Genomic DNA, 18,716 nt, shown 5'->3' on the forward strand with positions numbered 1-18,716 from the left:
TCCGTGCGGAGGGGATGGGCAGGGGCATGACAGACAGCGGTACGGCGCCCAGGGGGCACCGACCTGTGCGGGGTCAGCGGTGCCGGTACCGCTCCTCCACGGCGACGGCCGCCGCCGCGACGGCCCCGAGGACGGGGATCGCGAGCGGTGCGACGAACGCGGCGGACAGGGCCACCACGGCGAGCCCGGCGATGATCAGAAAGGAACCGGCGGGGTCGAGCACGGTCCGGCGTCCGGCGTCCGCGAGCAGCGCCCGCCAGGTGCGGCCCGGTGCCCACAGGGCCGTCGCCCGCAGCAGGGCCACGGCCAGGCCGATCAGCGCGAACAGGCCGACGGCGCCGACGAGGGGCCCGCCGGGCAGCCCGGCCCGCGCGGCCTGGACGTCCACCCAGACCGCGGCGGCCGCCGCCCAGCCGGCCAGCCCGACGGCCCACCCCGCGCGCAGGGCCGCCCGGAAGTCCGCGACGAACTCCCGCACGCCACCGGCCTCGTGCCGGGCCCGGCGCCGCAGATGCCGGGCGCCGGCGGCGAAGGCCGCGGGGTAGGTGATCACCCCGAGGCAGGCCACGGCGATCCACACGCCGGTGAGCAGCGCCTCGGCGAAGAGCGCGAAGCGCTCGCCGAACAGGGATTCCCGGCGCGCCTTCGTGCGGGCCTCGGCCATGGTCACCCCTTCAGTCCGGACGTCGCCATACCGTCGATGAGATACCGCTGGAAGGCCATGAAGAAGGCGATGACCGGCACCAGCGCCACCAGCGACATCGCGATCATGCTGCCGTAGTTGGAGATGCCCTCCTGGTCGCGGAACATCATCAGGCCGAGCGAGACCGTGTACTTCTCCGGGGTGTTGAGGTAGATCAGCGGCCCCATGAAGTCGTTCCAGGCGTTGATGAAGGTGAAGATGGCGCTGGTGATGATGGCCGGGCGGCTCAGCGGCAGCACGATGGACCAGTAGGTCCTCAGGTGCCCGCAGCCGTCGAGCTTGGCGGCCTCGTCCAGCTCGCGCGGCAGCCCGCGCATGAACTGCACCATCAGGAAGACGAAGAACGCCTCCGTCGCGAGGAACTTGCCCGCGACGAGCGGCACCAGGGTGTCGACGAGTTCGAGGTTGCGGAAGAGCACGTACTGCGGGATGAGCAGCACGTGGTACGGCAGCAGCAGGGTGCCGATCATCAGCGTGAACAGCAGGTTCCGCCCGGCGAACCCGATCTTGGCGAAGGCGTAAGCGGTCAGCGAGCTGGACACCACGACACCGGCCACGGCGAGACCGGCGTACATCAGCGAGTTCCAGAAGAAGCTGCTGATGGAGATGCCGGAGATGCCGTCCGCGAGCCCGGAGAAGTTCGCCCAGACCGGCTCGGTGGGCAGCAGGTCGAGGCTGGCGATGATGTCCTTGCTCGGCTTGAACGAGGCACCGACGACCCAGATCACGGGATACAGCACGACCGCGAGGACGAGCAGCGCGCCCACGTGCCAGGCGATCGATCCGGTGCGCCGTCGCTCGTTCGCGGCGTGCGCGGCGGGGCTGGTGGCGGTGGTCACTTGGCGGCCTCCTCGTAGTGCACCCACTTCTTCTGCGACCAGAACAGGACCGCCGTGACCAGCGCCACCGCGACCACCAGCGTCCAGGCCATCGCGGAGGCGAAGCCCATCTGGGCCTCCTTGAAGCCCTTCTGGTAGAGGTAACAGGTGTAGACGAGGGTGGCGTCGGCGGGCCCGCACCGGGTGTCGGAGACGACGTAGGCGGAGCCGAACACCTGGAACGCGTGGATGGACTCCAGCAGGACGTTGAAGAACAGCACCGGCGAGATCATCGGCAGGGTGATGTTCCAGAACCGCCGCAGCGGACCGGCCCCGTCCACCTCGGCGGCCTCGTACAGCTCCCGCGGCACCTGCTTGAGGCCGGCCAGGAAGATGACCATCGGCGCGCCGAACTGCCAGATGCTCAGGGCCACCAGGGAGTACAGGACGTAGTCGGGGTTGCCGATCCAGCCGCCCACGTCCAGCCCGAAGATCTTCTGGGTGCGGTCCACGACCGCGTCGTCCGAGAACAGCGCCCGCCACACGAAGCCCACGGAGACGCTGGCGCCGATGAGCGAGGGCATGTAGAACGCGGCCCGGTACAGGCCCTGTCCGCGCCGGCTCTGGGCGAGCAGCAGCGCGACACCGAGGGCGAGCAGCAGCTTCAGCGGGGTGGCGATGACGACGTACTTCAGTGTGACCTCGACCGACTTCTGCCAGCGCGGGTCCTGGAACATCGTCGTGAAGTTGTCGAGCCCCACCCACCGGGGCGGCGTGAACAGGTTGTAGCTGGTGAACGCGTAGTACAGCGACGCGATCATCGGTCCTGCCGTGAGCAGCAGGAAGCCCGCGATCCACGGCGACATGAAGAGATAGCCGGCGAGGTTCTCGCGGCGCCGCCCGCGCCGCCCGGCGGGGGGTGCGGCGGACCGCTTCCCGGCCGGGCGCACGGGCGCTTCCTTGACGAGCGTCATGGTGGTACGTCCCCTCAGCCCGCGAACGCGGCCTTGGCCTCGCTGAACAGCGCCTTGGCGGCGTCGGCCGGCTTGGTCTTGCCCTGGGCGACCTCACCGCCGAGCCGCAGGAACGCCGCCTCGATGACATCGGCGCCGGACGGGTGCGGAGTGATCTTCCCGAGCACGCCCGCCGCGGCGACCTCCTCCTCGTACGCCTTGACGCCCTTGTTGGTCTCGTCGGTGGGCGTGAACGCCTCGTACTGCTCGGTCGTGGGGAGGATGCCGCGGTCGTAGCCCATGATCTTGCCGACCTCGGGGTCGTGGACCATGAAGTCGATGAACTGGGCGACTTCCTTGGGGTGCTTGGTCCCGGAGAAGGCGCTGAGCATCAGGGAGCCGAGGTACTGGCCGGTGTCCTTGCCGTCCGTGGTGGGGATCGGCGCCAGCCCGTAGTCCGACTCGCCCTCACCCTCGTAGCGAATGGAGAAGTTGTCCCAGGTGAACTCGGACGCGGCGAGTCCCGCGGACAGGCCGGACTTGGGCGCGACCTGCTCGATCTTCTTGGGGTCGGCGACCAGCCCGGAACGCACGCGCTTGTAGCCGTCCTCCCACCACTGCGTCAGATCGTCCTGGGTGAAGCCGAGATCGGAGTCGGTGAAGAAGGCCTTTCCGTTCTGACGCAGATACAGGTCGTAGAGGTACATGATGCCGAAGTAGCCGGTGTCACCGGCGATCTTCAGCTTGTCCTGGATGGTCTGGAGCGCGTCGAAGTAGTCGTCCCAGGTCCAGCCGAACTCCGCCTTAACGCCTGCCTTCTCGAAGGCCTTGAGGTCGATGACCAGCGCCATGGTGTTGGCACCGACCGGGATGCCGAGCTGCTTGCCGTCGACCTGACCGTTCGCCAGAACGCCGTTGCGGAAGTTCTCCAGGCTCAGATTCCCGGAGTCCGCCTGCGACTTGAGATCCATCAGAACGCCGCGCTTGTCGTACTTGCGCAGAAAGCCGACCGCATTCTGGAAAACATCCGGCGGATTCCCGCCGGAGGCCTGCGTCTGGAACTTCTCCCAGAAGGCCGCGTAGTCCGTGAATTCCGGCTTGATCTTGATCTTCGGGTACTTCTTCTCGAAGAGCGCGATCGACTTCTTGATGGCGATGGTGCGCGGCTCGCCACCCCACCAGGCGTAACGGAGCGTCACCGTCCCGTCTCCGGAACCGCTGTCGCCGCCGCACCCCGTCGTCGCCGCCAGACCCAGCGTGGCCGCCGAAGCACCGGCCACCTTCAGGATCGTTCGCCTCTCAACATTCCTGCTGGTTCCCATGGTTGGGCCACCTCCCCGCAGCGTCATCGCCGCCTGCATGAATCGTTTCAAGTAAGCGCTTGCTGGCACAAGTTACGGAGGGCCCCGGGGTGCGTCAATGATTCGGACAGGAATTTCTTGCGGAGGCGACGGGCGGGTCGGCCGCGCCCGGAGCCCGGCAGCGGCGCCCTGCGGCAAGTCATCGCAGGTGGGGCGCTCAGGGTCGACGGGCCGAACGGAATGCGGGACATCGGACAAAAAGGCGGCTCAGCCGGAAGTCGTCCCCACGCACGGGAGGTCCGGCGCCGCCCCGAACACCGACGGCCCGTCTGCTGTGCAGCAGACGGGCCGTCGTCCCGGGTGGGCGATACTGGGTTCGAACCAGTGACCTCTTCGGTGTGAACGAAGCGCTCTCCCACTGAGCTAATCGCCCGGGCGCAGGAAGAACATTACCCCATGTCAGGGGGCGCCTGTGACCAGCACGGACATGGACCGGCCGGCCCCCGCGCCCCCTCGGCGGATCACTGGTCCTTGATCTTCCAGGGCATCACGACGCCGAACTTCCAGAGGTAGATCCCGCCCAGGACGGCCACGATCACGAGGCCGATCGACGTCAGGATGATGTTGCGGCGGCGCACCTTCGGATCCAGGGCTCGCTGGGCGGCCTCGGTGACCTTGCGCTTGGTCCAGCGCAGCACCAGCTGGGCCCAGACGAACTCGGTCGCCCAGATCGCCATGCCACCGAAGATCACCACCCAGCCGGGACCGGGCAGCGGCAGCATCACGATGCCGACCCCGACGACCGCCAGGCCGATGATGAAGACGCCCACCTGCCAGCTCAGGTGCAGCAGACGGCGGGCCCTGACGAATTCCGGCGCTCTGGAGCCGAGCGCCCGCTCGCTCCGCGCACCGTCCACTTCGGTCTCGTTCGACGCCATGGCCACCTCGCCAGGCTCGCTACTCCCCGTGTTCATACGGCCAAACCCTACCGGAGAGAAACGAGTCACCGGAATGGTCGTACCTCGCGAACGGGACGTCGGCCGGAAGAGTTACATAAAGGCACGCAAAACACTCAGAGGGGTTTACAACGGCACCGTAGGTGGCATGTCGATTTCGCCGACGTGCGAATCCCCGAGCGCACACTGAGCGAAAGGCCCTGGCGCTTATGAACACCACGGTCAGCTGCGAGCTGCACCTGCGCCTCGTTGTGTCGAGCGAGTCCTCCCTGCCTGTCCCCGCAGGCCTGCGGTACGACACGGCCGACCCCTACGCCGTGCACGCCACCTTCCATACCGGAGCCGAGGAAACCGTCGAGTGGGTGTTCGCCCGCGACCTTCTGGCCGAGGGCCTGCACCGACCCACCGGGACCGGCGACGTCCGAGTCTGGCCGTCGCGCAGTCACGGCCAGGGCGTCGTGTGCATCGCCCTGAGCTCCCCGGAGGGCGAAGCCCTGCTCGAGGCCCCGGCACGGGCCCTGGAGTCCTTCCTGAAGCGAACAGACGCCGCCGTGCCCCCCGGCACGGAACACCGGCACTTCGACCTCGACCAGGAGCTCTCGCACATTCTGGCGGAGAGCTGAAGCGGGGCACCACGAAGCCGCCCGGCGCCGTCGACTCGGGGAGACGGCTCGGGCCCAGGACAAACAACTGCATACGGTATGCGCCGACGCCGTCACTGTGAGTCACTCACGGGGCGGCGTCGGCGTGCGTGGGTCCGGCCCCGGCGCGGCCTGATCTCGCCGCCCGGGGCGCCATTCGGTTGCCCCCGGCTACCAGGCACCTGGCGCGACCCTCCCGCCGTCGGCGAAGCTACTACCATCGGCCAGCATCGGCGGGCGCCCCCGCGTCCGACCCTCCGGCCAGGGAGCGAAATGTGCTGATCACCCACGACACCCGGTGCGCCCTCGACGCTGTCGTGGATCTGGTGAACACCGCACCGGACGACGACGGGACGCAGGAGGCGCTGCCGGACGTCGCGGCCCTCGCCGACTTCGTGCGCCGGCACGAGATCAGCGATGTCGGCGTGCTCTCCGAGCTGGACCTGTCCGCGGTGCGCAAGATCCGGGCGAGGTTCGCCGGGATCTTCGCGGCACCGGAGGCCCGGAGCGCGGCCGGTCTGATCAACGAGCTGATCGCCGCCGCCGGCACCACTCCCCGGCTCACCGACCACGACGGCTACGACTGGCATGTGCACTACTTCGCGCCCGGCGCCTCGGTCGCCGACCACCTCGCGGCGGACGGCGGCATGGCCCTGGCGATCTTCGTGGTCGCCGGAGAGCAGGAACGGCTGCGGCGCTGCGAGGCCCCCGACTGCCGTCGCGCCTTCGTCGACCTCTCCCGCAATCGCTCCCGCCGCTACTGCGACAGCCGCACCTGCGGCAACCGCCTCCACGTCGCCGCCTACCGGGCTCGACGCAAGGAGGCGGCGGGCTGAGATCCCCGGGGGCGGGGGGCGAACACCGGCGTCATGGGGGGTGCTCCGCAGGACACCGGCACCGCGAGGGCTCCAGGACTGGACACCGGCATCGTGCGAGACCGCGGAGACAGACCCCGGCGTCGAGCTGGCTCCGGGGGCCGCGGGGGCGGACACCGGCATCGCGAGGGCTTCGGGGCTGGACACCGGCGTCGTGCGGGATCGCCGGGAGAGACCCCGGCGTCGAGCTGGCTCCGGGGGCGGACGCCCGCGTCGTAGGCCGCGGGGCCGGATTCCGGCATCGTGGGCTCCGAGGCTGGACCTCGGCCACGTGCGGGTCCTGGGGGCAGCCCTCCGGCGTCGGGCCGGCTCCAGGGGCGGACCCGCGGCCTAGGGGGCGGGGGCGAAACCGGCGTCGTGCGGGATTCGGGGGCGGACATCGGCGTCGTGCGGGATTCGGGGGCGGACATCGGCGTCGTGCGGGATTCGGGGGCGGACATCGGCGTCGTGCGAGATTCGAGGGCGGACACCGGCATCACGAGGGCTTCGGGGCCGGACGCCGGCATCGTGCGGGGTCCCGGGGGCGGACGCCGGCGTCGTGCGAGATTCGAGGGCGGACACCGGCATCGCGGGGGCTCCAGGGCTGGACACCGGCGCTGTGCGGGATCGCGGGTGCGGACACCCGCGTCGTGGGGCTCCGGGGCCGGGCACCGGCGTCGACGCGGGCCCCGGCGGGTGGCGCCGGGGGCCGCGGGTAGGGCTCAGAGCAGCAGCAGGTCGTGCAGCGCAGCCATGAGCAGCAGACACCCGATCACCGCAAGGAAGATCATCAGCGGTGGCTGGGAAAGGGCGAAGAGGCATCCACGCGGCTCGTCCTGCGGCGGCGCGGTCTCGCTCTGTGTCGTGTCCAGCATCTCGCGGGCGATGATGACGCAGTGAACCCTCCCGGCGCGATCAACACGCCCGGAAGCAGCGGTAGTTCGCCTTAATCCGCAATGTCCGGTCCGGGTCGTGATCGATTACGCGCGGACGGCGACCCCCTGTGTCGTTTCAGCCTTTGTGCGGGCCGTCATATGCCGTGCTTCTTCAGGATGGCCTCGATGTCGCTGAAGTCCTCCTGCGGTGCCGCCGCGGGCCTGGCCGTCGGCCGGGAGCCGGAGCCCAGGGTGGGCGCCGAGGCCGCCGGGGCCACCGCCTCGCGCTGCGCGGACCGGGCCTGCCTGCGCTCCTTGCGGGTGCCGCCGCCCCGGCGGCGCTCCACGGCCCGGGTGCTCGCGAAGAGCACCCAGGAGACACCGAGCACGCCGAAGCCCGCCCAGGCGGCCGGGCTGAACGCGGTGTCCGCCAGCCACTCGACCACTCCGGTCATCACCAGGCCCAGCGGGACGAGGGAGTACGCCGCGATCCGGGCCGCAGAGAGGAAACGCTTCCGGTACGCCGCGATCGCCGCGATGCCCAGGCCGGCCGCGGCTACGGCGGAACAGACGGTCTCGGCAATCATCCGGTCCTCCAGACAGGATTCGGTCAGGCGCGGAGCCCTCGTCCCCTCCATCCTGCACCTGCCGGGCCCCGCCGGGCCATGCTCCCGCCGGACATCAGGGACATCTCCGGGTCGGCTCCTCCGCAGGTGCCGGTCCGCTCGCGGATCCCTGATTGGGCCCGGACGGTACCGGGCTGGGAGACTGAGCCCATGAGCGACTCCTCCCCCGTCCGTCCCACCGCGCCCGTCCTCGACGTGTGGTGCGAACTCCAGTGCCCGGACTGCCGTACCGCCCTCGATGACCTGCGAGCCCTGCGCGCCCGCTACGGCGACCGGCTGGAGCTCAGGCTGCGGCACTTCCCGCTGGAGAAGCACAAGCACTCCTTCGCCGCCGCGCAGGCCGCCGAGGAGGCCCTGGAGCAGGGCCAGGGATGGCCGTACGTCGAAGCGGTGCTGGGCCGGGTCGAGGAGCTGGACCGTCAGGGAGAGCCCTTCCTGGTCCAGGTGGCCGGAGAACTCGGGCTGGACGCCGAGGAGTTCGACACCGCGCTCGTCGACGGCCGGCACATCCTGATCGTGGACGCCGACCAGGCCGAGGGCAAGGCGATCGGCGTGACCGGCACGCCCACGTACGTCATCGGCGGCGAGCGTCTCGACGGTGGCAAGAGCCAGGAGGGACTGCGCGAACGCATCGAGGAGATCGTGGACCGGCTGCTGGCCGAGGCCGGGCAGGGCTGACCCCGGAGCGGCTTCCTGCACTCAACGCGGGTCCTTTTCCCGTACTCAGCGCAGGTCCTCGCACTCTCACAGCAGGTTCTTGTACATGGAGTAGCCCACCGGCACATAGCCGAGGGACGCGTACAGGCGCTCGGCCGGGGTGTTGTCCGCGAAGACGTTGAGGCCGATGGTCCGCTTCCCGGCGGCCACCGCCTGCCCCTCGGCCAGCAGCATCAGCGTGCGGCCGTGCCCCCGGCCGCGGAAACGGGCGTCGGCCTCGATGTCGTAGACGAACGCCTTGTCCCCCGCCACCGACAGCCACAGCGTGCCGACTGCCTCGCCGACGTGCTCCAGGACGCTGATCAGCATGCCCTCGGTGGCCAGGCCCTGCGGGAGGAGCGTCGACATGTCGCTCAGCGCCTTGGCCCACGCCTGGTCCTCGGGCACGCCGCGGTCGATCCAGCTCTGCGCGTAGTGAGAGTTGCCGTGCTCCACCCACGGCTCGTACTCGCCCTGGGTCATGGGCCGCCCCCGGCTGCCCTCCGGCAGGGCGGGCGGGGTGGTGCCGAGCTGCTTCTCCATGCCGCGGTTGCGGTGGACGTAGCCCAGCGCGGTGGCGAGCCGCAGCGCGGGCCCGCAGTCGCCCGGCACCCTGATGTCGATCCGGGTGCAGCCCCAGCCGCGGGCCACTTCCTCGGCGGCGAGCGCGGCCACGGTGCCCCGGCCGCGCCCGCGGTCCGGCTCCTCGATGCGCAGGTCGCTGATGCGCGCGACGGCCGGCCCGAACAGGGGGTCCGTCGCCAGGTGTATCGCGCCGACGGGACGGCTGTTCACGCACACCCGGAAGTGGCGCGACAGCACCCCGTCGGCATCTCGCTGGAGCGGCTCGGTCGGCCGCAGGGTCGTGGTCATCACGGGTGTTCTACCCGCGATGGAGGCCCACGTCAGCTTCTTTTCGCCCGGTTCACGGATCTTGGTCCTGGCCGGAGCGCTCGTCGAAGATCCGCATGGCCTTGGCGGTCACCGGCCCCGGGGCGCCCGGCAGTTCGCGCTCGTCGACGCGGTGCACGGCCTGGACGTCCCGCAGCGTCGACGTCAGGAAGATCTCGTCGGCCCGCTGAAGGACGTCCAGCGGCAGATCGGTCTCCTTGGCGCCCGTCCACTGGACGACCAGCTCGCGGGTGATGCCCGCCAGACAGCCGGAGCTGACCGGCGGGGTGTGGATCTCGCCGTCCAGGACGACGAAGACGTTGGACCCGGTGCCCTCGCAGAGTTGCCCGACCGTGTTACCGAACAGCGCCTCGGAGCCGCCCTCTTGGTGGGCGCGGGCGAGGGCGACGACGTTCTCGGCGTACGAGGTGGTCTTCAGGCCGGTGAGCGCGCCGCGTTCGTTGCGGGTCCAGGGGACCGTGATCACGGCCGTGGAGTCGGGGCGGCGGGTGGTCTCGCCGAGGGCGACGACCAGGGTCGGGCCGTGCTCGCCGCGGTCGGAGCCGAGGGGGCCGTGACCACCGGTGTAGGTGATGCGGAGCCGGCCGAGCGGCATCGGGTTGGCCTCGAGGACGGCCGTACAGGCGCGGCGGATCTCGTCGTGGTCGGGGTCCGGCAGGCCGAGTCCGCGCGCGGAGCGGGTCAGCCGGTGCAGATGCCGGGTGAGCGCGAACATCTTGCCGTCCGTCGCCTTCACCGTCTCGAAGATGCCGTCGCCCACGGTCAGCCCGTGGTCGAAGACGGAGACACGGGCGGACTCGATGTCCTGGAGCCCGCCGTCGAGCCAAAGCTTCACTGGTCAGTACCTCGTGTGAGTGTGCCGGGCGCGTCGGGCCGGCCGGGGGTGCGGGGGTCGCTCCCCGGGTCAGCACAGTACGTGAGTGCCTCGCCGTGCACCTCGTACGCCCCCGACGCTACCGCGAGCAGCCGGGACGCCTTCAGTTCGGTCTCCCGCCACTCACCCTCCGGGTCGGAACCCCAGGTGATGCCGGCGCCGGTGCCGAAGCGCAGCGCCCCCTGCGCGCGGTCGATCCAGAAGGTGCGGATGCCGACCGCGAGCTCGCCGGTCCCCCGGTCCGCGTCGACCCACCCGATCCCCCCGCAGTACGGGCCCCGGGGTGCCGTCTCCAGAGCGGCGATGATCCGCAGCGCGCTGGACTTGGGGGCGCCGGTGACCGAGCCGGGCGGGAAGGCGGCGGCGAGCAACTCGGGCCAGCCGGCGCCGGCGCGCAGCTCGCCGCGCACGGTGGAGACGAGGTGGACCAGGCCCGGGTGCTTCTCCACGGCGCACAGGTCGGGCACGGTGACCGTGCCGGTGGCGCAGACGCGGCCGATGTCGTTGCGGACCAGGTCCACGATCATCACGTTCTCGGCGTAGTCCTTCTCCAGCAGGTCCGCCTCGGTGCGGCCGGTGCCCTTGATCGGCCCGGACTCCACGGTCCGGCCGTCCCGGCGCAGGAACAGCTCCGGGGAGGCGGTGGCGATCTCCACGCCGTGCTCCGGCAGCCGGATCGTTCCTGCGTACGGCGCCGGGTTGCCGCGGGCCAGCAGGGCGGTCAGGGCGTCCACGTCGGCGTCGGGGGCGACCGGGGCGGAGAGCACCCGGCAGAGGTTGGCCTGGTAGACCTCGCCGGCCGCTATGTGCTCGCGGATGCGGCGCACGCCCGCGGTGTAGGCGGCGCGGTCGAGGGAGGAGGTCCAGTCGGCCGCCGCGGGGCCGTGCCAGGCGCCGGGCACCGGGGCGGGCACGGGCGACTCCCGGACGTCCCGGAAGCGGGCGCAGGTCAGCCGGCCCTCGAAATCCGCGGTGACGGCCCAGAAGCCGGTGGAGTCCAGGGCCGCGGGGTCGCTGGTGACGTCGAGGAGGCCGGTGGCGAGACGGTCGCCGAATCGGGCCAGGGGAGGGAGGTCGAGCACGCTGTCGAGTCTATGGCGGGTGTCTTCGGGGTGGCCCGGTCATGTCCTCGCGGGGGCTCTGACCACGTCCGGGACCAGGTCGGGCCGGGGTGAGGCGCAGCACGCTGCACAAACGCGTTTTTGTACTGGCCCAGGAATCCGCTAGAGTTCAACACGTCGCCGGGCCGCGCAAGCGGGTCGGAAGGACAGGCGAACGTAGCTCAGTTGGTAGAGCGCAACCTTGCCAAGGTTGAGGTCGCGAGTTCGAACCTCGTCGTTCGCTCGGAAGAGCAAGGGGGATCATCCCGAACCCCCGCACTCCTGGTGGAGTGGCCGAGAGGCGAGGCAACGGCCTGCAAAGCCGTCTACACGGGTTCAAATCCCGTCTCCACCTCCAAGGACGATTAGCTCAGCGGGAGAGCGCTTCCCTGACACGGAAGAGGTCACTGGTTCAATCCCAGTATCGTCCACTGGATCTTCTCGAAGATCTGTACCCGCGCGATTAGCTCAGCGGGAGAGCGCTTCCCTGACACGGAAGAGGTCACTGGTTCAATCCCAGTATCGCGCACGCAGCAGTCGTGATCTCCGGGTCACGGTTCCCCGCGCGATTAGCTCAGCGGGAGAGCGCTTCCCTGACACGGAAGAGGTCACTGGTTCAATCCCAGTATCGCGCACGCACCGAAGCCCCCGGCCTTGTGGTCGGGGGCTTCTTCGTGTGTGCTGCCGCTCAGCTGCTCAGTGCTCAGTCCTCAGCTGGAGAAGAGCATGTGGCCGAAGCTCTTCTGGCGCTTGTGGCCGTAGTGACCGCCGCCGTGCTGCGGGGCGCCCCAGGCGGGTGCCGCGGGGGCGGGGGCGGCCGGGTACGCCTGCGGGGCCGGGGGCGCGGGTGGGGCCGGCTGGGACCACTGGGACTCCAGGCGGGTCAGGGCCTCCAGCTCGCCGTAGTCCAGGAAGATGCCACGGCAGCCGCTGCACTGCTCGATCTGGACGCCGTTGCGGTTGTAGGTGTGCATCGGGGCACGACACTTCGGACACTGCATGGTCGGCTCAACTCCTCGCCGGTCGGTCCTGCTTCGCGTATTGCCAGGACAGACTCTGTCCGGCTGTGGTCGGTTGCACCCTACTTGGCTGATTCGTACGTCAACTCGGGCGGGGTGGACGCGATTCGGTCGCAGGCGTCGATCAAGGACTGCTCGATCTCGTCGAGGGGACGGCCGGCGTGGGCCGCCTTGGCTGTCGCGGTCGCGGCGGTCTGCACGGTCAGGGCACGGGCCGCGAGGTCGAGGGCGGGCCAGGGGTCGCCGTGCGGGGGGACCGCCGGGCCGGCCGCGGCGCGGTAGGCGGTGAGGAAGCGGGTCCACTCTTCCGGGGCGAGGAGGCCGCAGGCATACCAGGCGGCGGGGCGGGCGAGGTCCCAGGCGGGGATTCCGGTGCCGAGGTCATCGACGTCTATGAGCCGCCAAGGGCCGTGGGGGGCGGGGTGCCGGACGAGCTGGCCGAGGTGGAAGTCGCCGTGGCAGAGGGTGCGAGGGGCGTCGCCGGGCATCGGGGTCTCGGCTCGGGCCCAGGTGGGGAGGGTGCGCCAGGCGCGGAGGACGGCGGCGGTTTCGCTGCCGGCGGGCGCGGTGGCCTTGAGTCGCTCGATGGCTTGGGCGGCCTTGGCGGGGCCGCGCATGGGCGGGGTCCCCGGGAGGGGTGGGTGGCGGTGGAGCTGGGCGAGGAGGGTGGCGGCGGCTTCCCAGGGGGCGGTGTCGGGGTCGTGCGGATCTACGGGGGTCCCGTACGGCCAGCAGGTCACCAGACGGTCGTGGAGGGGCGCCGGGGAGGGGGTGAGCGGGGGCAGGAGGGTGCCGGGGAGGGCGGCGGCGGTGGCGAGGCGGAGGGTGAGGTCGGCGGGGTCGGTGTTCGGGGGGTGGGCCTTGGCGACGGTGTCGGCGTGCCGGACGACGGCGGCATCGGGGCGATCGGCGAGCGTTTCGGTGACCCCGCAAGGGCAGGTGGAACGGCGTGCGTGGGCGGTGACGGTGGCGGCACGGGCCAGGTCAGGCAAGAGGCGGGTGACTGTCACGGGGCTCCCTGCGGGGGGGGGTGGGTCTGGGGTGAGGGTACGCAGGGGTGGGGGTGGGCTGGTGAGGGTGGGTCGATGGGGTCGGGTGCTTGCGGGCGGGCCGAGTATGGGGGGGTGCTTGGCGGCGGGCCGGGTGTGGGGGCAGGTCGGTGGAGCCCGGGAGCCAGTTGGGGCCGGGAGCGTGGGTGCAGGGCGGTGGGGGTGGCGGGGTGGGTTTCGCTCGATCGCGCGGACGGGGTGTCCCCGGAGGAAGCCCCAGCGCCCATCCGTGACGCCCCAGTGGCACGGGTGCCCGCAGCTAGTGCGGCTCGAGGCGGCGCCCAGCAGGGCGGGCGGGTGGGGCGGCACAACTGCCCGCGGCTGGGCGACTACGACGAGCTGAGGCGGCTCGGCGAGACGGTTACCGAGGGCTACGGGCGCCGAGGCAGCCCGCCGACTGGGGCGACTACGACGGCACAGCTTCGCAAGGCCCGCGACACGTCTGACCGCGGCTGGGGCGATGACCGCAGCGCGGGTGCCTCAGCCGAGGCGGCACGACTTCAGCAGCGCGAGCGGCTACGTCGGAACGGCCGCCTGAAGCTGGGCGGCGCCACGGGCGGTACGACTGCCCACGGCTGCGCCGGCATCCGCCCGCCGCCTGGGCGGCCACGACTCGCGCGGCTCCAGCGAGACCGCCGCCGACGGCTCCGGCCGGCTTCGGCGACACGACCTCCGACAACGCGAGCGGCTTCGGTGAGACGGCTGGTGCCCAACTGCGTCGGCATGGCCGGCTGTGGACCGACCCGCGGGAGCCGCAGAGCCGTCCGGTAAAGGAGATGGGCAACAGTAATGCCGGCGCAGCTCCCCAGCTGCGCCGGCATTTGTGCCGTCCGCCGCACCCCCGTCCCCACGGGGTTTCATGGGTGGATGTCCCCGCCCGGACCGCTCATCCGGGCCTGGGGTCGCCGCTCAGCGCCCCAGCATCACTCCCACGGACGACGCTTGTGTGGCCACTGTCTCCCAGCCGTCGAAGACGAGGAGCAGCAGGGCCGCCAGAGGAAGGGCCATCAGCGTCGCCACCAGCGGGTGGCGACGGCCGTCGCGGCGGGAACGGAGCGCCGTGCGGGTCCGCGGTGCCGTGTAGGCCATGGTCCCTCTCCTGACCGTTCGGTTGTCGTGACAGCGGCGGGTGCCTGACCTCGGGGGACGAGTGCTGCACCCGCCGCTTGACCTCAAATCTACGGGCGCGGCCCCCGCCGGACGTCATGCCCTCGTACCGATTGCCGGGCCTCCCGGAGGATGAGCCATGACCCGCTGAGTACTCCCCTGGGTGGAGACGGAGTCCTAGGTCTCAGGGTCTTCCCCGAGGGGTCGCCCGGTGTGCCCTGCTTTCTCCGAGCCGTCCTCGCGCGGCACCGGCTGCTCGACCAGTGCCAGCACCCGGTTCGCCATGAACCGGGCCGTACGGACGACAGTCCCGCTGCGGGTGACTTCGCTCACTTCGACCACGCCCCGGCGTACCGCCGTCTCCACCCGGCGGCCCGCCCTGCTCGCCACCACCTCATAGGTGCGGGTCGTGTCCCCCGCATCCACCACTATCTCCACGCGATCACCCTTCACGGGTTCAATCCCCCTTCTGTGACGGGTGGTTGGGATCACAGGCAACGCGAAGTCGGCCTGTTCTCCAGCTCCCTGACCACCCCTCAAGTCTCCCACCCGGCACTGACAATCCGTCGGGCCGAGAGGGCGCGGCCTCTGCGCGCGGGCGGCCGGGGAAACGTAAGCTGTGGCTCGTCACAGGACCGGGCAGCGGGGATGAACATGGCGATGATGCGCCTGAGGCGCGAGGACCCGCGCGTCGTCGGCTCGTTCAGGCTTCACAGGCGGCTGGGCGCGGGTGGGATGGGCGTGGTCTACCTGGGCTCCGACAAGAAGGGGCAGCGGGTCGCGCTGAAGGTCATCCGGCCCGATCTGGCCGAGGACCAGGAGTTCCGGTCGCGGTTCGCGCGCGAGGTGTCCGCCGCCCGGCGGATCCGGGGCGGCTGCACCGCGCGGCTCGTCGCCGCCGATCTCGACGCCGACCGGCCGTGGTTCGCCACGCAGTACGTGCCCGGGCCGTCCCTGCACGACAAGGTCGCCGACGAGGGCTCGCTGATCGCGGCCGAGGTCGCCGCGATCGGGGCGGCCCTGTCGGAGGGGCTGGTCGCGGTGCACGAGGCCGGGGTCGTCCACCGGGATCTCAAGCCGTCCAACATCCTGCTGTCCCCCAAGGGACCGCGGATCATCGACTTCGGCATCGCCTGGGCCACGGGGGCCTCGACGCTGACCCACGTGGGCACGGCGGTGGGCTCGCCCGGCTTCCTCGCGCCCGAGCAGGTGCGCGGCGCCGCCGTCACCCCGGCCACGGACGTGTTCTCGCTCGGCGCGACCCTGGCGTACGCCTCGATGGGCGACTCGCCCTTCGGGCACGGCAGTTCCGAGGTGATGCTCTACCGCGTGGTGCACGAGGAGCCGCAGCTCCACGGCGTGCCCGACGCGCTGGCGCCGCTGGTGCGGGCCTGTCTCGCCAAGGCGCCCGAGGAGCGGCCGACCACGCTCCAGCTGTCGCTGCGGCTCAAGGAGATCGCGGCCCGCGAGGCGCAGGGCGTCGCCGAGCTGCGTCCGCCCGCGCCCCGCGCCGGGGACGGGGACCGGCCGACCGGACGGCTCACGGAGAGCTACCCGGACCGTGCTCAGCGGCGCCCGCAGGGGACGACTCCCACGCCGCGCGCCACCGGTCCCGGCTCCCGCGGTACCGCTCCCTCCCGGGGCGGCGCCGCGCGCGGTGGTCCGGCGCCCTCCTCGTCCGGCCGGTCGGGGCCGCGGCCCACGCCCACCTCGCGGAACACCGGGCGGAACACCGGACGGACGGGCAGCGGCAGCCGGCCCGGCCCGCGCAGCGGAACCCGGCGTACGGCTCCGCGGACCACGGGCACGGGCCGCCGGCCCGCCAACCCGCAGCTGCTGCGCCAGCGGCTGATCGTGTTCGTCGTGGTGACCTTGCTGGTCGCGCTCGGCATCGCCGCCGCCCAGGGCTGCCAGGGCCCGAGCCGGGGACTGGGCGGCCAGCGGGACGTCGTACGGCAGGAGCGGTCGGCCTCGCCCGCGCCGGGTCACCAGCCGTCGGACGGGGCGCTCATGTCGCAGCGGTACGAGTCGACGTTCGAGGCGTCGGACTAGTCACGCCTCGGGGCGGCCGGTCGCCACCGCGTAGAAGGCGACCGCGGCCGCCGCGCCCACGTTGAGGGAGTCGACGCCGTGGGCCATGGGGATGCGGACCCACTCGTCCGCGGCGACCAGGGCCTGGCGGGACAGGCCGTCGCCCTCGGCGCCGAGCATCAGGGCGACCCGGTCCATCCGGTGCGGGGCGGCCTCGTCGAGGGACCTGGCCTTCTCGTCCGGCGTGAGGGCGAGAAGGGTGAACCCGGCCTCGCGGACCGACTCCAGGCCCTTGGGCCAGCTCTCCAGACGGGCGTACGGCACCGAGAAGACGGCGCCCATCGACACCTTCACGCTGCGCCGGTACAGCGGGTCCGCGCAGTCCGGGGAGAGCAGGACCGCGTCCATGCCGAGGGCCGCCGCCGAGCGGAAGATCGCGCCGATGTTGGTGTGGTCGTTGACCGACTCCATGATCACCACCCGGCGGGCGGTCCCCAGCAGCTCGGCCGCCGTGGGGAGCGGCTTGCGCTGCATGGAGGCGAGCGCGCCGCGGTGCACGTGGTAGCCGGTGACCTGTTCGGCCAGCTCGGGGCTGACCGCGTAGACGGGGGCCGGGAGTTCGTCGATCACATCCCGCATGACGTCGACCCACTTCGCGGACAGCAGCATGGAGCGCATCTCGTAGCCGGCGTCCTTGGCCCTTCTGATGACCTTCTCGCCCTCGGCGATGAACAGGCCCTCGGCGGGCTCGCGCTTGCGGCGCAGTTCTACGTCGGTCAGGCCCGTGTAGTCGCGCAGGCGCGGGTCGGCGGGGTCCTCGACGGTGATGAGATCGGCCACAGGGTGATACTGCCTTGTCGTGCGTGCGGTGCCAACGGCTCGGGAGTCGGTGAGTTACCTCGGGTTACGGCAAGGTCGCCGGGCCGACCTTCACGACCTCGCCGATGACGATGACGGCCGGTGGCCGGACCTCCTGGGCGATGACCGCTTCGGCGGCCGTCGCGAGGGTCGCGTCGACGCGACGCTGGGCGGCCGTGGTGCCCTCCTGGACCAGGGCGACGGGCGTGTCCGGGGACTTGCCGTGCGCGATGAGCGTCTCGGCGACCTTCCCGATGGTGCCGACGCCCATCAGGATCACCAGCGTGCCGGTCAGCTTGGCGAGGGACGGCCAGTCGACCAGGGAGCGCTCGTCGTCGGGGGCGATGTGGCCGCTGACCACCGTGAACTCGTGCGCCACGCCCCGGTGGGTGACCGGGATGCCCGCGGCGCCCGGGACCGAGATCGAGCTGGAGATGCCGGGCACGACCGTGCACGGGATGCCGGCCTCGGCCAGCGCCTGGAGCTCCTCCATGCCGCGGCCGTAGACGTAGGGGTCGCCGCCCTTGAGGCGGACCACCGACTTGCCCTGCTTGGCGTGCTCGATCAGGGCGTTGTTGATGGCCTCCTGGGCCATGAACCGGCCGTACGGCAGCTTGGCCGCGTCGATGACCTCGACGCTGGACGGCAGTTCCGCGAGGAGGTCGCGCGGGCCCAGGTGGTCGGTGATGACCACGTCGGCCTCGGCGAGCAGCCGGCGGCCGCGGACGGTGATCAGGTCCGGGTCGCCGGGGCCGCCGCCGACCAGGGCGACGCCCGGGGTGCGGGTGCGGTGGTGGGGGGCGACGAGGGTGCCGTCGCGCAGGCCCTCGACGACCGCGTCCCGGATGGCGGCGGTGTGCCGGGGGTCGCGGCCGCGGGCCTCGGTGGTGAGGACGGCGATGGTGACGCCCTCGCTGGTGCCCGTGGCCGGGGTCCAGGCCGTGGCCCGGTCGGCGTCGTCGGAACGGACGCACCAGACGCGGTGCCGCTCCGCTTCGGCGGAGGCCGCCTGGTTGGCCTCGGGGTCGCTGGTCGCGATGAGGGCGTACCAGGCGTCCGCGAGGTCGCCGTCCGCGTAGGGCCGCTGGTGCCAGGTGAGCTCGCCCGCCTCCGCCATGGCCTCGACGGAGGGGGTCACCTCCGGGGAGACGAGGTGGAGGTCCGCGCCCGCCGCGATGAGTGCCGGGAGGCGGCGCTGGGCGACCTGGCCACCGCCGAGGACGACGACCCGGCGGCCGGTGAGGCGGAGGCCTACGGGGTAGGCGGGGTTTTCGGCCATGAGGGTCTGGCTCCCTTTTGCGGCAGTGGTGCGATGCCCTGACGTGCGGATTTTACGGGGCGGG

Annotated in this window: 20 protein-coding genes and 6 tRNA genes; 9 read left to right on the top strand and 17 right to left on the bottom strand. The window is 71.6% G+C overall.

The genetic code is table 11. The features are described from left to right. Positions 1 to 73: 73 nt before the first annotated feature. From ACWD11_RS12670 to ACWD11_RS12695, 6 genes are all read right to left on the bottom strand, one after another. A complete protein-coding gene (locus ACWD11_RS12670; RefSeq protein ID WP_451282868.1) occupies positions 74 to 664 on the bottom strand; it encodes a hypothetical protein in 591 nt (196 codons plus the stop codon). Between the two features lie 2 nt (positions 665 to 666). Further along, entirely contained in the window at positions 667 to 1,542 is an 876-nt protein-coding gene (locus ACWD11_RS12675; protein WP_389419270.1) for a carbohydrate ABC transporter permease, read from the bottom strand. After that, entirely contained in the window at positions 1,539 to 2,495 is a 957-nt protein-coding gene (locus ACWD11_RS12680) for a carbohydrate ABC transporter permease (RefSeq protein ID WP_389419271.1), read from the bottom strand. Before ACWD11_RS12680 ends, ACWD11_RS12675 begins: the two co-directional genes overlap by 4 nt. Positions 2,496 to 2,509: 14 nt before the next feature. Further along, positions 2,510 to 3,796, bottom strand: coding sequence for an ABC transporter substrate-binding protein (locus tag ACWD11_RS12685; protein WP_389419272.1), 1,287 nt, complete (start codon positions 3,794 to 3,796; stop codon positions 2,510 to 2,512). Positions 3,797 to 4,136: 340 nt separating this feature from the next. Further along, positions 4,137 to 4,208 (bottom strand) — tRNA-Val (locus tag ACWD11_RS12690). Positions 4,209 to 4,296: 88 nt separating this feature from the next. Continuing rightward, on the bottom strand, positions 4,297 to 4,749 hold the full coding sequence (locus ACWD11_RS12695; RefSeq protein WP_389419273.1) for a TIGR02611 family protein: 453 nt from the start codon (positions 4,747 to 4,749) through the stop codon (positions 4,297 to 4,299). 191 nt (positions 4,750 to 4,940) lie between these two features. Here ACWD11_RS12695 and ACWD11_RS12700 point away from each other — a divergent pair, with 191 nt between their 5' ends. Next, entirely contained in the window at positions 4,941 to 5,354 is a 414-nt protein-coding gene (locus tag ACWD11_RS12700; RefSeq protein WP_004002642.1) for an SsgA family sporulation/cell division regulator, read from the top strand. A 293-nt stretch (positions 5,355 to 5,647) separates the two neighbouring features. Next, positions 5,648 to 6,208: a CGNR zinc finger domain-containing protein gene (locus tag ACWD11_RS12705; protein ID WP_389419274.1), complete on the top strand. Its 561-nt coding sequence runs from the start codon at positions 5,648 to 5,650 to the stop codon at positions 6,206 to 6,208. Between the two features lie 740 nt (positions 6,209 to 6,948). On the opposite strand, the gene ACWD11_RS12710 is transcribed toward ACWD11_RS12705, so the two are convergent. Next, on the bottom strand, positions 6,949 to 7,101 hold the full coding sequence (locus ACWD11_RS12710) for a hypothetical protein (protein WP_176711650.1): 153 nt from the start codon (positions 7,099 to 7,101) through the stop codon (positions 6,949 to 6,951). Between the two features lie 155 nt (positions 7,102 to 7,256). Continuing rightward, positions 7,257 to 7,688: a hypothetical protein gene (locus ACWD11_RS12715; RefSeq protein ID WP_451282872.1), complete on the bottom strand. Its 432-nt coding sequence runs from the start codon at positions 7,686 to 7,688 to the stop codon at positions 7,257 to 7,259. 189 nt (positions 7,689 to 7,877) lie between these two features. Here ACWD11_RS12715 and ACWD11_RS12720 point away from each other — a divergent pair, with 189 nt between their 5' ends. After that, positions 7,878 to 8,405 (top strand): DsbA family protein, encoded by a 528-nt coding sequence (locus ACWD11_RS12720; RefSeq protein WP_389419276.1) that lies wholly within the window; start codon positions 7,878 to 7,880, stop codon positions 8,403 to 8,405. Positions 8,406 to 8,471: 66 nt separating this feature from the next. On the opposite strand, the gene ACWD11_RS12725 is transcribed toward ACWD11_RS12720, so the two are convergent. From ACWD11_RS12725 to ACWD11_RS12735, 3 genes are read right to left on the bottom strand one after another with little or no spacing between them, the layout of a single operon-like run. Next, complete coding sequence (locus tag ACWD11_RS12725) at positions 8,472 to 9,296, bottom strand: GNAT family N-acetyltransferase (protein WP_389419277.1); 825 nt, start codon at positions 9,294 to 9,296, stop codon at positions 8,472 to 8,474. A gap of 52 nt (positions 9,297 to 9,348) precedes the next feature. Beyond that, positions 9,349 to 10,170 carry an aminotransferase class IV gene (locus ACWD11_RS12730; protein WP_451282874.1) on the bottom strand — a complete coding sequence of 274 codons (822 nt, stop codon included), beginning with the start codon at positions 10,168 to 10,170 and terminating at the stop codon, positions 9,349 to 9,351. Next, positions 10,167 to 11,291, bottom strand: coding sequence for a chorismate-binding protein (locus ACWD11_RS12735; protein WP_389419279.1), 1,125 nt, complete (start codon positions 11,289 to 11,291; stop codon positions 10,167 to 10,169). Before ACWD11_RS12735 ends, ACWD11_RS12730 begins: the two co-directional genes overlap by 4 nt. A gap of 189 nt (positions 11,292 to 11,480) precedes the next feature. Here ACWD11_RS12735 and ACWD11_RS12740 point away from each other — a divergent pair. The 5 genes from ACWD11_RS12740 to ACWD11_RS12760 all read left to right on the top strand — a co-directional run bounded on the left by ACWD11_RS12740 (position 11,481) and on the right by ACWD11_RS12760 (position 11,944). Beyond that, positions 11,481 to 11,553: transfer RNA gene (locus tag ACWD11_RS12740), tRNA-Gly, on the top strand. Between the two features lie 40 nt (positions 11,554 to 11,593). Then, a tRNA-Cys gene (locus tag ACWD11_RS12745) sits at positions 11,594 to 11,667 on the top strand. Between the two features lies 1 nt (position 11,668). After that, positions 11,669 to 11,740: transfer RNA gene (locus ACWD11_RS12750), tRNA-Val, on the top strand. Positions 11,741 to 11,766: 26 nt separating this feature from the next. Further along, positions 11,767 to 11,838 (top strand) — tRNA-Val (locus ACWD11_RS12755). Positions 11,839 to 11,872: 34 nt separating this feature from the next. Beyond that, positions 11,873 to 11,944, top strand: a tRNA-Val gene (locus ACWD11_RS12760). A 75-nt stretch (positions 11,945 to 12,019) separates the two neighbouring features. On the opposite strand, the gene ACWD11_RS12765 is transcribed toward ACWD11_RS12760, so the two are convergent. The 4 genes from ACWD11_RS12765 to ACWD11_RS12780 all read right to left on the bottom strand — a co-directional run bounded on the left by ACWD11_RS12765 (position 12,020) and on the right by ACWD11_RS12780 (position 14,937). Further along, a complete protein-coding gene (locus ACWD11_RS12765) occupies positions 12,020 to 12,310 on the bottom strand; it encodes a TFIIB-type zinc ribbon-containing protein (RefSeq protein ID WP_389419280.1) in 291 nt (96 codons plus the stop codon). 80 nt (positions 12,311 to 12,390) lie between these two features. Then, a complete protein-coding gene (locus tag ACWD11_RS12770) occupies positions 12,391 to 13,338 on the bottom strand; it encodes a phosphotransferase family protein (protein ID WP_451282877.1) in 948 nt (315 codons plus the stop codon). 948 nt (positions 13,339 to 14,286) lie between these two features. Beyond that, on the bottom strand, positions 14,287 to 14,466 hold the full coding sequence (locus ACWD11_RS12775) for a hypothetical protein (RefSeq protein WP_389419282.1): 180 nt from the start codon (positions 14,464 to 14,466) through the stop codon (positions 14,287 to 14,289). Positions 14,467 to 14,661: 195 nt separating this feature from the next. Then, positions 14,662 to 14,937 (bottom strand): hypothetical protein, encoded by a 276-nt coding sequence (locus tag ACWD11_RS12780; protein WP_389419283.1) that lies wholly within the window; start codon positions 14,935 to 14,937, stop codon positions 14,662 to 14,664. A 195-nt stretch (positions 14,938 to 15,132) separates the two neighbouring features. Here ACWD11_RS12780 and ACWD11_RS12785 point away from each other — a divergent pair, with 195 nt between their 5' ends. Further along, a complete protein-coding gene (locus tag ACWD11_RS12785; protein ID WP_451282878.1) occupies positions 15,133 to 16,536 on the top strand; it encodes a protein kinase domain-containing protein in 1,404 nt (467 codons plus the stop codon). Here the strand turns inward: ACWD11_RS12785 and ACWD11_RS12790 are convergent, their stop codons facing one another. Next, positions 16,537 to 17,355 carry a TrmH family RNA methyltransferase gene (locus ACWD11_RS12790; RefSeq protein WP_389419285.1) on the bottom strand — a complete coding sequence of 273 codons (819 nt, stop codon included), beginning with the start codon at positions 17,353 to 17,355 and terminating at the stop codon, positions 16,537 to 16,539. Between the two features lie 64 nt (positions 17,356 to 17,419). Beyond that, positions 17,420 to 18,652 carry a uroporphyrinogen-III C-methyltransferase gene (gene cobA, locus ACWD11_RS12795; RefSeq protein WP_451119585.1) on the bottom strand — a complete coding sequence of 411 codons (1,233 nt, stop codon included), beginning with the start codon at positions 18,650 to 18,652 and terminating at the stop codon, positions 17,420 to 17,422. Positions 18,653 to 18,716: the final 64 nt, after the last annotated feature.

Source organism: Streptomyces sp. NPDC002776, from assembly GCF_053592195.1.